Origin of the sequence: Streptococcus tangpeifui, assembly GCF_044503215.1 — a bacterium.
GTDB lineage: Bacteria > Bacillota > Bacilli > Lactobacillales > Streptococcaceae > Streptococcus > Streptococcus tangpeifui.
The window spans coordinates 503,910-518,848 of record NZ_CP172427.1 but is presented as its reverse complement, the minus strand read 5'-3'; the positions used below and the strand labels follow the sequence as shown (position 1 = coordinate 518,848).

14 protein-coding genes are annotated in these 14,939 nt (G+C 41.9%); 7 read left to right on the top strand and 7 right to left on the bottom strand.

What is annotated here, in order from left to right:
• Positions 1–122: 122 nt before the first annotated feature.
• Entirely contained in the window at positions 123–1,472 is a 1,350-nt protein-coding gene (trkA, locus tag ACFSN5_RS02535; protein WP_004225985.1) for a Trk system potassium transporter TrkA, read from the top strand.
• Positions 1,473–1,482: 10 nt separating this feature from the next.
• The gene (locus ACFSN5_RS02530) at positions 1,483–2,922 is read left to right on the top strand and encodes a TrkH family potassium uptake protein (protein WP_165209156.1); all 1,440 of its coding nucleotides are present in this window, start codon (positions 1,483–1,485) and stop codon (positions 2,920–2,922) included.
• A 102-nt stretch (positions 2,923–3,024) separates the two neighbouring features.
• On the opposite strand, the gene ACFSN5_RS02525 is transcribed toward ACFSN5_RS02530, so the two are convergent.
• From ACFSN5_RS02525 to yycF, 3 genes are read right to left on the bottom strand one after another with little or no spacing between them, the layout of a single operon-like run.
• Positions 3,025–3,834 carry an MBL fold metallo-hydrolase gene (locus ACFSN5_RS02525; RefSeq protein WP_165209776.1) on the bottom strand — a complete coding sequence of 270 codons (810 nt, stop codon included), beginning with the start codon at positions 3,832–3,834 and terminating at the stop codon, positions 3,025–3,027.
• Positions 3,824–5,188, bottom strand: a complete 1,365-nt coding sequence (vicK, locus tag ACFSN5_RS02520; protein ID WP_165209153.1) for a cell wall metabolism sensor histidine kinase VicK — start codon at positions 5,186–5,188, stop codon at positions 3,824–3,826. The genes ACFSN5_RS02525 and vicK overlap by 11 nt, the downstream gene beginning before the upstream one ends.
• The gene (yycF, locus tag ACFSN5_RS02515) at positions 5,181–5,888 is read right to left on the bottom strand and encodes a response regulator YycF (RefSeq protein ID WP_165209779.1); all 708 of its coding nucleotides are present in this window, start codon (positions 5,886–5,888) and stop codon (positions 5,181–5,183) included. The genes vicK and yycF overlap by 8 nt, the downstream gene beginning before the upstream one ends.
• 222 nt (positions 5,889–6,110) lie before the next feature.
• Here yycF and ACFSN5_RS02510 point away from each other — a divergent pair, with 222 nt between their 5' ends.
• From ACFSN5_RS02510 to ACFSN5_RS02495, 4 genes are read left to right on the top strand one after another with little or no spacing between them, the layout of a single operon-like run.
• Positions 6,111–6,875, top strand: coding sequence for an amino acid ABC transporter ATP-binding protein (locus tag ACFSN5_RS02510; protein WP_165209150.1), 765 nt, complete (start codon positions 6,111–6,113; stop codon positions 6,873–6,875).
• A 13-nt stretch (positions 6,876–6,888) separates the two neighbouring features.
• The gene (locus ACFSN5_RS02505) at positions 6,889–7,710 is read left to right on the top strand and encodes a transporter substrate-binding domain-containing protein (RefSeq protein ID WP_165209147.1); all 822 of its coding nucleotides are present in this window, start codon (positions 6,889–6,891) and stop codon (positions 7,708–7,710) included.
• A gap of 17 nt (positions 7,711–7,727) precedes the next feature.
• Positions 7,728–8,432, top strand: coding sequence for an amino acid ABC transporter permease (locus tag ACFSN5_RS02500; RefSeq protein WP_165209144.1), 705 nt, complete (start codon positions 7,728–7,730; stop codon positions 8,430–8,432).
• A gap of 15 nt (positions 8,433–8,447) precedes the next feature.
• Positions 8,448–9,098: an amino acid ABC transporter permease gene (locus tag ACFSN5_RS02495; protein WP_165209141.1), complete on the top strand. Its 651-nt coding sequence runs from the start codon at positions 8,448–8,450 to the stop codon at positions 9,096–9,098.
• Between the two features lie 272 nt (positions 9,099–9,370).
• On the opposite strand, the gene ACFSN5_RS02490 is transcribed toward ACFSN5_RS02495, so the two are convergent.
• From ACFSN5_RS02490 to ACFSN5_RS02475, 4 genes are all read right to left on the bottom strand, one after another.
• Positions 9,371–10,276: an HAD family hydrolase gene (locus ACFSN5_RS02490; protein ID WP_165209773.1), complete on the bottom strand. Its 906-nt coding sequence runs from the start codon at positions 10,274–10,276 to the stop codon at positions 9,371–9,373.
• A 61-nt stretch (positions 10,277–10,337) separates the two neighbouring features.
• Complete coding sequence (locus ACFSN5_RS02485; protein ID WP_241154180.1) at positions 10,338–11,069, bottom strand: DUF4767 domain-containing protein; 732 nt, start codon at positions 11,067–11,069, stop codon at positions 10,338–10,340.
• Positions 11,070–11,386: 317 nt separating this feature from the next.
• Positions 11,387–11,869 (bottom strand): hypothetical protein, encoded by a 483-nt coding sequence (locus ACFSN5_RS02480; protein WP_165209770.1) that lies wholly within the window; start codon positions 11,867–11,869, stop codon positions 11,387–11,389.
• Positions 11,870–11,890: 21 nt separating this feature from the next.
• Positions 11,891–13,027: a LysM peptidoglycan-binding domain-containing protein gene (locus ACFSN5_RS02475; protein ID WP_165209135.1), complete on the bottom strand. Its 1,137-nt coding sequence runs from the start codon at positions 13,025–13,027 to the stop codon at positions 11,891–11,893.
• Positions 13,028–13,297: 270 nt separating this feature from the next.
• Here ACFSN5_RS02475 and lysS point away from each other — a divergent pair, with 270 nt between their 5' ends.
• A complete protein-coding gene (gene lysS, locus ACFSN5_RS02470) occupies positions 13,298–14,788 on the top strand; it encodes a lysine--tRNA ligase (RefSeq protein ID WP_165209132.1) in 1,491 nt (496 codons plus the stop codon).
• Positions 14,789–14,939: the final 151 nt, after the last annotated feature.

Below are 14,939 nucleotides of genomic sequence, written 5' to 3'. Positions count from 1 at the left end.
GCTAAAGAACCGATTTTTATCTCAGCTAAGCATCGCACAAATGCAATGAATGTAAGCCCATGCTTAAAAAACATTAAGGCTTATAAAAATTCGGTCCATAGATTAACATATAAGGAAAAGCAATGAAAATTATTGTTGTCGGCGGTGGTAAAGTCGGTACCGCCCTTTGTCGTTCTCTAGTCGAAGAAAAGCATGATGTGACCTTAATTGAAGAAAAGGAAGAGGTCTTGGGGCGTGTTAGCAGACGCTTAGATATTATGGGAATCGTTGGCAATGGTGCCAACTATAAAATTCTGGAGCAAGCTGATGTCCAGCACTGTGATATTTTTGTTGCTATTTCCGACCAAGACGAAGTCAATATGATTTCGGCCGTCTTAGCTAAAAAAATGGGGGCCAAGGAAACCATCGTTCGGGTCCGTAATCCGGAATATTCCAATGCCTATTTTAAGGATAATAATTTCTTGGGCTTCTCCATGGTGGTCAACCCTGAGCTTCTAGCAGCCCGTTACATTGCCAACAGTGTTGATTTTCCAGGAGCTCTATCGGTTGAACACTTTGTCAACGGCCGCATTATGTTGATGGAATTCAAAATCACTGAAAAGAGCAGGCTTTGCGACCTTTCACTCGATCAATTTCGCCGGAAATTTGGTAATATCTTGGTCTGTGCCATCAAGCGTGATGGCCAAGTCATTATTCCTGACGGAGATGATCAGCTGCTCACTGGTGACAAAATCTACGTGACCGGCGACCGCATCGAAATGATTCTCTTCCACAATTTTGTCAAAAGCAAGGTCATCAAGAATATGATGATTATTGGAGCAGGACGAATTACCTACTATCTGCTCAATCTCTTGCGCAACACCAAAATTAAGCTCAAGGTCATTGAAATTACTGAAAAGCGTAGCCAATACTTTAGCCAAGAATTTCCAGAAATCCCTATTGTTTTGGGAGACGGAACCGCTAAAAATATTCTGGTTGAAGAAGGTGTTGAAAACTACGATGCTGTGGCTACACTGACAGGGGTCGATGAAGAAAATATCATCTCTTCCATGTTTCTTGATACCTTAGGAATTGAAAAAAACATTACCAAGGTTAATCGAACCAGCCTTTTGGAAATTATCGACACCGATGGATTTTCCAGCATTGTTACACCAAAATCCATTGCGGTCGACAGTATGATGCATTTCATCCGCGGCCGGGTCAATGCTCAAGAATCGTCAAGTTTGGATGCTGTCCACCATATTGCTAATGGTAAGATCGAAACTCTCCAGTTCGAAATCCGTGAAAAGAATAAAATCGCCGGTAAGCATCTGGCTGATGTGCAACTCAAAAAAGGAGTCTTGGTGGCTGCTATCATCCGTAAGGGCAAACCGCTGTTTCCAACCGGACAGGATACTTATGAGGTCGGTGATAAAATCGTCGTGGTAACCCTGCTGACTAATATCACTGATATTTACGATCTTTTGAAATGAGGTGGCCTGAATGAATCGTTCTATGGTCCGCTACCTCCTAGCGAAATTATTACTGATTGAAGCCGGTCTGCTGACTGTTCCCTTGTTTGTCGCTCTCATCTACCATGAGGATTGGCAGGTATTTGCCAGCCTACTGACTACGATGGGAATTCTTGGTCTGCTGGGCTTGACAGGCTCTGCCTTTAAACCCAAAAACTATCGTATTTATACGAAGGAAGGGATGTTGATTGTCGCCCTCTGTTGGATTCTCTGGTCCTTCTTCGGAGCGCTGCCCTTTGTCTTTTCCGGTCAAATTCCCAGCCTAGTGGATGCCTTCTTTGAAGTCAGTTCAGGTTTTACAACGACTGGCGCTACTATCTTGCCCGATGTCAGCGTCCTCTCCCATGCCCTGCTCTTTTGGCGGAGTTTCACTCATTTAATCGGGGGGATGGGAGTATTGGTCTTTGCTTTGGCAATTATGGAAAATTCTAAAAATGCTCACTTGGAAGTCATGCGAGCAGAAGTTCCTGGCCCCGTCTTTGGTAAAGTAGTCTCCAAACTTAAGAACACCGCTCAAATTCTCTACATTATCTACTTGGGAATGTTTGCTATTTTTGCAGTCATTCTTTGGTCTTGCGGTATGCCCTTTTACGATAGTGTCATTACTGCTATGGGCGGTGCCGGCACTGGAGGCTTCGCTGTCTATAACGATAGCATTGCTCACTACCACAGCAGCCTGATTACAGTTATCGTTTCCATTGGAACCTTGATTTTCGGAGTGAATTTTAATCTCTACTACTTCCTCTTGATTCGGAAGTTCAAGATTTTCTTTGGTGATGAAGAACTGCGAACCTACCTAAGCATTGTAGCCATAGCTACAGGACTGATCTTCCTCAATATTTTCCACCTGTATGGCTCTTGGGCTCAAAGTTTGCGCTACTCCTTCTTTGAAGTTTCCAATGTTATCACCACGACCGGCTTTGGCATTACCGACCTAACCAAGTGGCCCCTTTTTTCTCAGGTTATCCTTTTAGTGCTGATGATTATTGGGGGATCTGCTGGTTCTACAGCCGGTGGTTTCAAGGTTATGCGTTCATTGATTGTCAGCAAGATTACCAAAAATCAAATTCTAAAAACCCTTTACCCCAATCGGGTCATGTCCCTCCATATCAACCATAGCCCGCTGGATAAGGCTACTCAGCACGGTATTCTCAAGTATCTGACTGTCTATGCTATGATTTTCATAGGACTGATTTTATTAATTAGTTTGGACAATAATGATTTTATCATTGTTGTTAGTGCTGTCGCCTCCACTTTCAACAATATTGGTCCAATGCTGGGAACTGCGGATACCTTCGCCATTTTCAGTCCCTGGGCTAAGTTTCTCATGTCTCTAGCCATGATTGCCGGACGTCTGGAAATCTATCCGGTTCTCCTCCTCTTTATCCCAAAAACTTGGTCTAAATATTAAGACTAAATCAAAAGGAGCTGTTCGGTAAGAATGGCTCTCTTGCTAAAAAACGGAGCTAGGTAGAACCAGCTCCGTTTTTTTGTTTATTAGTGCCTGTAGTTTTTATATATCCGTCAGCGGGGTAGCCTCATCCGGCGAGGTATCTAAGATTTTAAAGTCATGACCAACACCAAAATCAGCCTGAATCAGGTTGTTTTCCATAGTCATGTGGGCCAATTCCTTGATATTATTCTCCTTACTGAGATGGCCCAGATAAATCTTCTTGGTCCGATTGCCAATGGTGCGAATCATGGTTTCAGAGCCATCCTCATTAGAGAGGTGACCCTTATCCGATAAGATTCGCTGTTTAAGACTCCAAGGATAGGCACCTGAGCGTAGGATTTCGATATCGTGATTGGACTCAATCAGATAACCATCCGCATTTTCAATCAGAGCTGCCATCCGATCACTGACATAACCCGTATCTGTCAGCATAACAAAACTCTTGTCGTCTTTCATAAAGCGGTAGAATTGAGGATCAACGGCATCATGACTGACACCAAAACTCTCAATATCAATATCGCCAAAGGTCACGACCTTACCCCGCTCAAAAATATGTTTCTGCTCTGGGTCAATCTTACCAATCATATTGTGAGCATCCATGGTCTGCCAAGTTTTTTTATTAGCATAGATAGGCAGTCCATACTTTCGAGCCAAAACACCAACACCGTGGATATGGTCTTTATGCTCATGGGTAACTAATATAGCATCCAAATCTTCAGGTTTACGGTCAATTTCAGCCAGAAGACTGGTAATCTTCTTTCCTGAAAGGCCTGCATCAATCAAGAGCTTCTTCTTGGGAGTTTCCAAGTAAAAGGAGTTCCCTGAGGAACCCGATGCTAAAATACTATATTTAAAACCTTTATTGGTCATCGACTGACTCATCTTCCTCCCATTCATCCTCAAAGTCGTCGGGCTCCTTATCATAAGGGAGAACAATGGTAAAGGTCGAACCCTGACCATATTCACTCTTAGCCCAAATAAAGCCATGATGTTGCTTAATAATTTCCTTGGCAATAGCCAAGCCCAGACCGGTACCACCTTGAGCCCGACTGCGTGCTTTATCTACACGATAGAAGCGATCGAAAATCAAAGGCAGGTCCTTCTTAGGAATACCCAGCCCTTGATCGGAGATCGAAATGATTAACTGAGTATCCGTAGTAGTCATTGAAACTGTAATCTCACCGCCATCAGGCGAGTATTTGATAGCATTATTGAGAATATTATCCAGCACTTGAGTCATTTTATCAGTATCAATTTCAACCCAGATTGGATTGAGCGGATAGTTACGAATAATTTCATAATCCTTATCGGAATCCTGCTGACTCTTAATTTGGTCAAAACGATTGAGAATAACCGTGATGAAAGCTGTAAAATTAGTCATTTCAACTTCTAAATGGCTGGTATCATTATCAATCCGCGACAACTGCAAGAGGTCAGAAATCATCCGCATCATCCGGTTAGTCTCATCCAGCGAAACCTGAATAAAACTAGGGGCTACATCTTCATTAAGAGCTCCTTCATTGAGAGCCTCTAAATAGGATTTAACCGAAGTCAAAGGGGTCCGCAGTTCATGACTGACGGTCGAGACAAAGAGACGGCGCTCTCGTTCCTCCTTTTCCTGCTCAGTTGTATCATGCAAAACAGCAACCAAACCAGAGATAAAGCCACTCTCCCTTCGGTTGAGAGCAAAATTAACCCGCAAGGTGATAAATTCATCGTATTCATTGCGGCGATAAAGAGTCACCTCTGGGGTCTGAGTAATTAAATCGCGATAATCATAGTCATCCGAATCAATCAGATCCATGATATTCATCTCAAGAGCTTCTTCTCGGGTCAGATTCAGCTGTTTACGGGCTGTATCATTAATCATGGTAATCTTTCCAACTCGATTGGTCGCCAAAACTCCATCGCTCATATAGGAGAGGACAGAAGCTAGACGGTTGCGTTCCTGCGAAAGGTTTTCATGGGTCAGATGGAGGACATCCGACAGGTCATTCAAGTTGGTCCCCAACTCAATTAACTCAGAGTCGCCCTTTAAATGGAGATCTTCTGTGTAATCACCAGCAATCAAACTGGTCACCTTTTGACTGATCGCCCGAATAGTCTTAGCATTGCGGTATTCTCGAACTGCCTGATAAATAAAGTAAAGGGCAACCAAAGCCAAGAGAATAAGTAGGGCTAATTCAAAGGTATTAAGATTTTCAACAACAGGATTATTATTCATAAGATTTCATATAATAACCAACGCCACGACGGGTTAAAATATATTCTGGTCGGCTTGGGGTATCCTCAATTTTTTCACGGAGACGGCGGATGGTAACATCAACAGTTCTGACATCACCAAAATAATCATAACCCCAGACCGTTTCTAATAAATGCTCCCGAGTCATAACTTGACCGATATGAGTCGCCAAATGATGGAGCAGCTCAAATTCACGATGAGTTAATTCCAATTCTTCACCGCGTTTTTTAGCAACAAAGGCATCTGGAACAATTTGCAAATCACCAATAATGAGCTCACTGTCTGAAATACTGTTTTCCTCAGCGACGGCCGTTTCAATCGTTTCAGTTCGACGCAAATGAGCCTTGATTCGAGCCAGAAGCTCACGATTAGAAAATGGCTTAGTGACATAATCATCGGCACCAATTTCCAGACCGATAACCTTATCAAATTCACTGTCCTTAGCCGACAGCATGATAATCGGTACATGACTGCCCTTGCGAATCTCCTTAGCCACTTCGAGCCCTTCCAATTCTGGCAGCATCCAATCTAAAATAATCAAATCTGGCTTTTCATTTTCAAACTGCTTAAGGGCTTCCTTACCATCAAAAGCAGTGACAACCTCATAACCTTCTTTAATTAAATTAAATTTAATAATATCTGAAATCGGCTTTTCATCGTCGACAACAAGAATCTTTTTCATCATTCTTACCTCTTTTTTCCTAATTAATTGATATTTTATCCTTTATTATAACAAAAGTCATGAAATAATAGAAATACTAAGGGTTTACAAGTCTATTTCAAGTCTGTATAAATTTTCTGAAAATATTGACAAGAAATCTTTCTTATGATAAAATTTATACCACGTTAGGTTTTCTGACATCGGAATTCAAATCAGCTAACGTCTTCGTCAAAGGAGGAATCTATGGCACTTATCGAATATAAAAATGTAGAAAAATACTATGGTAACTACCACGCCCTTCGTCATATCAATCTTGAAATTGAAAAGGGACAAGTCGTTGTCTTGCTAGGGCCTTCTGGTTCAGGAAAATCAACTCTCATTCGCACTATGAATGCCTTGGAAAGTATCGAAACTGGCAGCCTCAAAGTCAATGGTCATGAAATTTCTCATGCGTCTAACAAGGAATTGGTACAGTTGCGCAAGGAAGTCGGCATGGTTTTTCAGCATTTCAACCTTTATCCTCACATGACCGTGCTAGAAAATGTGACATTGGCTCCTATTCGCGTTTTAGGCATGGATAAAAAAGAAGCAGAGAAAATTGCTGAACAATACTTGACCTATGTTAACATGTGGGATCGCAAGGATTCTTACCCAGGCATGCTGTCCGGTGGTCAAAAGCAACGGGTAGCTATCGCTCGTGGTCTAGCCATGAATCCTGAACTCCTGCTCTTTGATGAACCTACCTCTGCCTTGGACCCTGAAACTATCGGGGATGTTCTAGCTGTCATGCAAAATTTGGCCAAGGAAGGGATGAACATGGTAGTGGTTACCCACGAAATGGGCTTTGCCCGCAGTGTAGCCGACCGCATCATCTTTATGGCTGATGGCGAAATTTTAGAAGATACTACTGATGTGGACGGTTTCTTTGATCATCCAAAAGAACCGCGCGCCAAACAGTTTCTTTCTAAGATTATCAACCATACCAGTGAAAAAGTTTCTATTGAATAAGGAGGGATGACACATGAAAAAAATACCCCTCATACTGGCAACCTTGCTACTTGCTTTAGGAAGCTTTTCCCTTTTCAAGGGAAATTCAGCACAGGCAGCCACCCAAGGCAAACTGCCAGCACAAGTACAAAAAATTAAGAATTCAGGAGCTCTCAAAGTCGGTGTTAAACAAGACGTTCCTAATTTTGGTTACTATGATTCTAAAAAAGATAAATACACCGGTATGGAAGTGGATCTTGCCAAGAAAATCGCTGATACTTTAGGTGTTAAGGTCCAATATACAGCTGTTACGGCTCAAACTCGAGAAGCTCTGCTGGATAATGGTCAAACTGACATCATGATTGCCACTTACACAATCAATGACCAACGCCAGGCTAACTTCAGTATTTCAAAGCCTTACTATTATGATGAAATTGGCTTTTTAGTCAACAAGGCTTCTGGTATCAAGAATCCCAAAAATTTGGACGGAAAAACGATCGGTGTCGCTCAAGGATCTACAACCAAGGCTTCCCTAGAAACCTTTGCTTCTGATAATGGCATTAAATTCAAGTATGTTCAGCTAGGAAGCTACCCTGAATTGGCTACAGCCTTGCGAGCTTACCGAGTTGACGCCTTCTCTGTTGATAAGTCTATTCTGACAGGTTATGTCAGCAAAAACAACAAGATCCTTGATCAAGGTTTTGACACCATGGAATACGGGATTGCCAGCAAAAAATCAAACAGTCAAGTCACCCAATACATCAACGGTCTCTTAGACCAGTGGCAAAAAGATGGTAGTCTGCAAAAGCTGTATAAGAAGTATAACCTCAAGCCTGCCAGCCCTGACAATAAGTAGAAAGGAGCTCTGAGTCTATGTTTATTTTAACGACAACAACTAGTCCTTACGCCCTTTCACGCTGGGCCGATTACTTTGCCAACTTTGGCCAATTTGCTAAAGGCTTCTTTTACACCTTAGGCATGGCCATTTGCGCCCTCTTGCTAGCTCTAGTCCTTGGTTTAGTCTTCGGAGCTATGTCTTCATCTCGCAACAAGTTAGCCAAGGCCATCGCTCGTGTTTATGTAGAACTTTTCCAAAATACACCCCTGCTGGTTCACTTTGTCTTTGTCTACTACGGACTCTCCATTTTAACCAATGGAGCCATCAAGGTCCCAGCTTTCTGGACTTCTGTGATCTGTGTCGGCGTCTATACCGGAGCTTATATGTCCGAAGTCATCCGCTCGGGAATTGAATCTATTCCTAGAGGACAAACCGAAGCTGCTCTCTCTCAAGGGTTTACCTACCGCGAAACCATGTCTATGATTATCCTACCTCAAGCCATTCGGATCATCATTCCACCGATGATTAACCAAGTCGTCAATTTAATTAAAAATACAGCGACAGTAGCGATTATCTCAGGGGCAGATATCATGTTTACTGCCAAAGCTTGGGCCTACGAAACAACTAACTATATTCCTGCCTTTGCAGGAGCTGCCCTGCTTTATTTCATTGTGTGCTTTCCCGTTGCCACCTGGGGCAGGCATGTTGAAGAAGCTAATAAGAAAGCTTATGATTTATAGGGAGGAGGAAAACTTATGTCTGAATTATTTGCACCTTACAACTTAAAATTCCTCGCCCAAGGTCTCTGGACAACCATTTATCTGGCCTTTATCATCATTGTTCTCTCGACTATCTTTGGGATGATTTTGGCTGTCATGCGTAATAGTAAAAATACTGCTTTAAAGCTGATTGCCAGCATCTACATTGAATTTGTCCGCAATGTTCCTAATCTTCTCTGGATTTTTATCGTTTTCTTGGTTTTCCAACTTCAAGCGACAGCGGCAGGGATTACAGCCTTTACCATCTTCACTTCGGCTGCCTTGGCAGAAATTATCCGCGGAGGACTCAATGCCATTGACCGTGGGCAAACAGAAGCTGGCCTTTCACAAGGATTGACTCAGTTTCAGGTCTTACGAATTATCGTTTTGCCACAGGCTATCCGCAAAATGCTGCCTTCAATCATCTCTCAGTTTGTTACCGTTGTTAAGGATACCAGCTTTCTCTACTCGGTTATCGCTCTCCAAGACCTCTTCGGAAAAAGTCAGATCCTGATGGGGAAATATTTTGAAACCAGCCAAATTTTCGCACTCTACCTTACCATCACCGCTCTTTACTTCTTAATTAACTTCAGTATTTCTAGTTATTCCCGCCACCTCTCCAAAAAGTGGGAGCAAGCAGCGGAATAAAGGCTCAAAACCATTCTTATCTCGCTGACAAAAGCAGCTGGTGACTAACAAGGAAGCACTATGCCATCTATCTCCCTTACTCTAAAGCCGTCGTCAATATTGAGTCATCTCATCTCAAAATAAGAAGACAACTTGAGGCCTTATCCACTCTAATAACCCTACCCTTGATAGGATTTTATTACTGACTGTCGGGTACAGGAACTGACCTATCAAAACAGGCAAAAAAGCCAAGCTTGAGACATTTCCAAGTTTGGCTTTTTCTATATTTTTTATTATCGTAAGGCATATTTCATTCGCAATACTCGTTCTTGCTGCTTGCTCAAGCGCAGAAGAATAACCACCTTATCCACACTCATATTGCTCTCTAAAAGTCGCTCTGCTGCCATCATCAAGCCGTTTTCGATTCCCATCTTCAGAACAGGATTTTCTGTGTCATTAGCATCAAAGAAGAACTTGCTGTTAGGAAGGTCAAAGAGGATTTTCACTGCCCCAAAAAGTTGCTCAAAGCTATCAATAGCTACATCATAGACAGGCTTAGTCCCTGTCTTAAGCTTTCTACCACGGTGGTTGAACCACATGGCCTGCCAACCACTGGCCTTAGCACCAACCACATCATTGTCATAGGAATCACCGACGTAAAGAGTGGTGGCGGGATTCATCCCGAATTGCTCTGCTGCCAGATTAAAAATTTCCTTCTCAGGTTTTTGGAAGCCTGTGGCCTGACTAACGAGAACGTGCCCCGGCTCAATATAATCATAGAGACCTAACTTGCGGACTTTCTTGAGCTGATGCTCGGTTGGACCATTGGTGATGATTCCCATAGTAACCCCTTTTTCCTTTAGAAAATCAAGGGTCATCCGCATTTCGTCCAACATGGTGATATTTTCTAATTCGTGCTCGTACACTTCTTGGAAGTGGCTGCCTGCTGCTTCATCTATTTCGCGGTAGCCAAATTCTAAGAGGGTCTCCTTGCAGCGCCAGAAACGGAAATATTCTGTTGTCCATTCCCCAGCCATAACACGAGGAAAACCGATATCAGAATAATGACGGAACCTGATATAAGCTTGGTTTATTTGGCTCATATCAAAGTCTGGAAAACACTGCTCTATAGCCAGACGATAGGGAGCTTGCTGATCATAAATCGTATCATCAACGTCAAAAACAATAGAAGTAATCATGATAGACCTTTCGATTTTATTTCCCAAAAATTATACTATCTTTTGGGCAGAATGACAAACGCTAATCGCCAGTCACAATATCGCTAAAACCAGTTTTTAGCTCTTGGTTTTCCGTTTCCTTAACAACATAACGGTCACCATTGGTATCTTGCGAGTAGAGAACCTTAGGTTCACCAGAAGCACTGATCACAAAAATGTAGCGATGGACGCTGGTACCGTTACCGTACCAATACTCATAAGCATCCACAATTGTCTCATCACTGCTAAGTTTGCTGCCATCCTGCCAATAGACTGGGAGTTCAACCGCTATTTTCTGGTAGTTGGGCTGCTTCATCTGTCTACCCCAGGAATCCATAAAGTCTGCCAACTGACTGGCCTTGTTAGAATTCCAGTACTGGGATTTCGCGTTTTGATGATCAGCTCCTGAGGAAGAATGGGAGGATTGACCTGAGGAAGAACTCTGACTAGAAGAGGACGAGGGCTTTGATGATGAGCGAGATTTGCTGACACGGCTATCTCTCTGACTAGTCTGTTGAGTGCGGACAGGCTGGGACTTCTCTTGCCTTAATTGAAAAACCAACACTGCGATAACAATTAATAAGACAAAAATCAGCAGACTGAGCGCCAGCTGACGCTTATTCTTACGATCACTAGAGGCAGTCTTAGCCTGACTTGAACCCTGCTTTTGCTGATTCGCAAAGGCTTCCTGAACCTCTTTGGGCGTCGGTTTGCGATGATTGATTTCTTCAAAAGCTGCAATCCATTCCAGCTCTTTCTGACTTAATTTTTTCATCAATAACTTTCCTTTCATAAGGTACTAAACGTAAAGCACTCCAAAGAAAATGGAGAATCTGATGGTGCCCCCCTAAGGACTCAGGGACGATAAGCCTTTTATCACAGGAGTGTAGACGTGTTTAAGTAATCATACTTGCCCTTATTGTAACATAGTCGACAAACTACAGACAAGACCTCATTAATGCTTTGTTTCAGGCAAATATTGCCATTCTACCTTCTAATCAAAAAGAACTTAGTTTTCATCACAAAACTAAGTTCTTGTAAAAAACATTATGTATAGCAACATTGGAAGCCATGTCTCTAACGCTTCTAATACTAGTCAATCTGTTTAAAAATCATCTTTTGTTTGACTTGACCTTGACCCGCCTTGGCAATTTGATAAGTAAAATTACTAGAGCTAAAATGTTTACCAAAGGCCAACACATTATTATATTGCCATTGGGAAAGTTGATTTCCTTCAACCTTACCCAAAGTTAGTTTATTATCACTGGCCTTGTATTTCCAACTAGCATTTTTACTCTGTTCCTTATAGACCTGCTCGAATTGTCCACTGCTTCGTGTAGCTTTTAGTGCTTCTGATTTATCTTGAGTTACAATTGCCTTATCGCTATTTTCTGAAAAAGTAACATACATGGTCCGATTATTATCCTTGCCATTGAGTTTACTAGAATATTGATAGGCATGGCCTGAAATCATCTTTTCAACATGGTGGCTAGCATAATAGTAAAAACTACCACCCCCAATAATACAGGCTAAAAGTAATACAACTAGGATGGATATCAATTTACGTTTTGTCATCATTTCTCCCATTCTCTTTTACTAATCGTCTTCGCTGAATTCCGTAACAGAATCCGGTGAGTCTGTTTGACTGGAATCTGAAGAATAATTATCAGTATCTGTACTGTTGTCAGAAGCCTCACTATCCTTGCTACTGCTTGATGAACTATCGTCAGATTCTTCAGATTCCTCAGATTCATTGTAGACACTAACATTGAAACTAATTGTTGATTGGCCATCTTGCATAATATGCAGTTGAACTTCTCTAGCGTCTACCAAATTTCCTAGATAGCCATCTTTATTCAACTGTTCATAAATAGCTTGAGCCACTGCTTTAGCACCTTTGTTCGTAGAAGCGATGTCACTAACAGTTACAGTTTGATCTTGAGCATAGAGTTCTTCCTCTTCCAATTCATTAGTTCGACTGGCCGTATCAGCTCCTGAATTATGTGGAAGGAAATTAATTCCATCATCAAGCAACGCATTTAACTCATTTTGAACAGCATCCTGATAAGTTTCATTGTCTAAAGTCTCATCTTTTTCTGACTGACCACGTTCTACTTTAGCAGATTTTTTAGCAGATGAAGTAGTACTATTGTCTTGGTTATTTGATGATGATTCATTTTTTTCTACCTCAGATGAAGAAGTACTACGACCTTTTTCTACAATAGGATAGGTATGTTCGATATGGTTATCTTCATAGAATGAGGTATTATTGACAATAACAATGGTGTTATTGTCTTGATAACTGAAATTAATAGTAATCGAAGTCTGGGCAACATAGTGTCCAGAACCTTTATAATGATATTCCGCTGGTACTTGACCATCACGCTTGAGAATCAGGATATCTCCAGCATAGATCAAGTCAACATTAGCAATGTGGTTATCGTAGGCCAATTTTTGAACAGAAATACCTGTCGCTTGTGAAATGCCCCAGAGGGTATCACCCCATTGGATAATATAACGTTCACCATCTAGATGATTCACATTGATCTTTTGCGATGACATATTTTGACTAATCTGTGTTGGCGTACTAGCCACCCAATTAGTAATATCTGCCCGCTGAGCGTTGGTTTGATTGTCATAAAAGCTATTGGCAGCCGCCTTAGCTTCTACAGACATTGGCAAAACGAGAGCACTCATCATCAGAGCACAACCCAGAACTTCTTTTTTACGCATTGATAATCCTCCCAAAACTATCTTTTCCTGCCTTTCATCGATAATAAAGACAAGAAAACAAAAAATAATAAATATTAGAAATATTTCAATTTATTTACTTATATTATATTAAAATTTCAAAAACATTGTCAACCTATTTCCCTATTTTCTTAGGTTCTTACTGAACCACTTCTTTCTTTTTGTCTAGAAAGAGAGAAAGCACTTATTTTCCTATATCGCATGTCCCTATTTTATGATAAAATAGATTGGAGTAATTACTGGAGGATAAACATGTCTCAGGAACATAAGCAAGAATTGAATGACCAACAAATTGTCCGCCGAGAAAAAATGGCGGCTTTGTCCGAAACGGGCATTGACCCTTTTGGCCAACGCTTTGAACGAACTGCAAATTCGGCTGAGCTCAAAGCTAAATATGATGATAAGTCCAAGGAAGAACTTCATGAGCTTAACGACACCGCTACTATTGCTGGCCGCCTCATGACCAAACGTGGTAAAGGGAAAGTCGGCTTCGCTCACCTGCAAGATCGTGAAGGGCAAATTCAAATCTATGTCCGTAAGGATGCCGTTGGTGATGAAAACTACCAAATTTTCAAAAAGGCTGATATCGGTGACTTCTTGGGCGTTGAAGGTGAAATCATGCGGACCGATATGGGAGAACTTTCTATCAAGGCAACTCATATTACGCATCTGTCCAAGGCCTTGCGTCCCCTACCTGAAAAATTCCATGGTCTAACAGATGTAGAAACTAAGTACCGCAAACGCTATTTGGATTTGATTACCAATCGTGACAGCTTCGAACGCTTTGTCACTCGCTCACAAATCATTTCTGAAATTCGCCGATACTTAGATAGCCTTGGCTTTCTGGAAGTTGAAACACCTGTTCTTCATAATGAGGCAGGCGGTGCAGCAGCTAAGCCTTTTATCACCCACCACAATGCTCAGGATATGGACATGGTACTGCGGATTGCAACCGAACTCCACCTCAAACGCCTGATTGTTGGTGGTATGGAGCGTGTTTATGAAATCGGCCGCATCTTCCGTAACGAAGGAATGGATGCTACCCATAATCCTGAATTTACCTCTATTGAAGTTTATCAGGCCTATGCGGATTTCAATGATATCATGGATCTGACCGAAGGCATTATTCAGCATGCTGCTAAATCCGTTAAGGGGGATGCTGCTGTCATTTATCAAGGCACTGAAATCAAAATCAACGCCCCCTTCAAGCGTGTGCACATGGTTGATGCCATCAAGGAAGTGACTGGAGTTGATTTTTGGCAGGAAATGTCTTTAGAAGAAGCTCAAGCGCTGGCACAGGAAAAAAATGTTCCACTTGAGAACCACTTTACATCTGTTGGACATATTATTAACGCCTTCTTCGAAGAATTTGTTGAAGAAACGCTGATTCAGCCAACCTTTGTCTACGGACACCCAGTTGAAGTCTCTCCTCTGGCTAAGAAAAATGCAGATGACCCACGTTTCACAGATCGTTTTGAGCTCTTTATAATGGCCAATGAATACGGCAACGCCTTTACAGAACTTAATGATCCGATTGATCAATTGGAACGTTTCGAGGCTCAGGCAGCTGCCAAAGAACTTGGGGATGATGAAGCTACTGGTATCGACTATGACTACATCGAGGCTCTCGAATATGGTATGCCGCCAACAGGCGGACTGGGTATCGGCATCGACCGTCTGGTCATGCTGCTAACCGATACCACAACCATTCGCGACGTATTGTTGTTCCCTACGATGAAATAATAGGAATATAGCCACCCGCTTGACGGGTGGTTTATTTGTTTTTCTCTTTTAGAAAACTGGCTGGAAGTCATAATAAATTTAAAACCACCTTTTTAACAGGTGGTTTTATTATTATGTTAAGAACTAAGATTGACTGACTAGCAATCAAGGA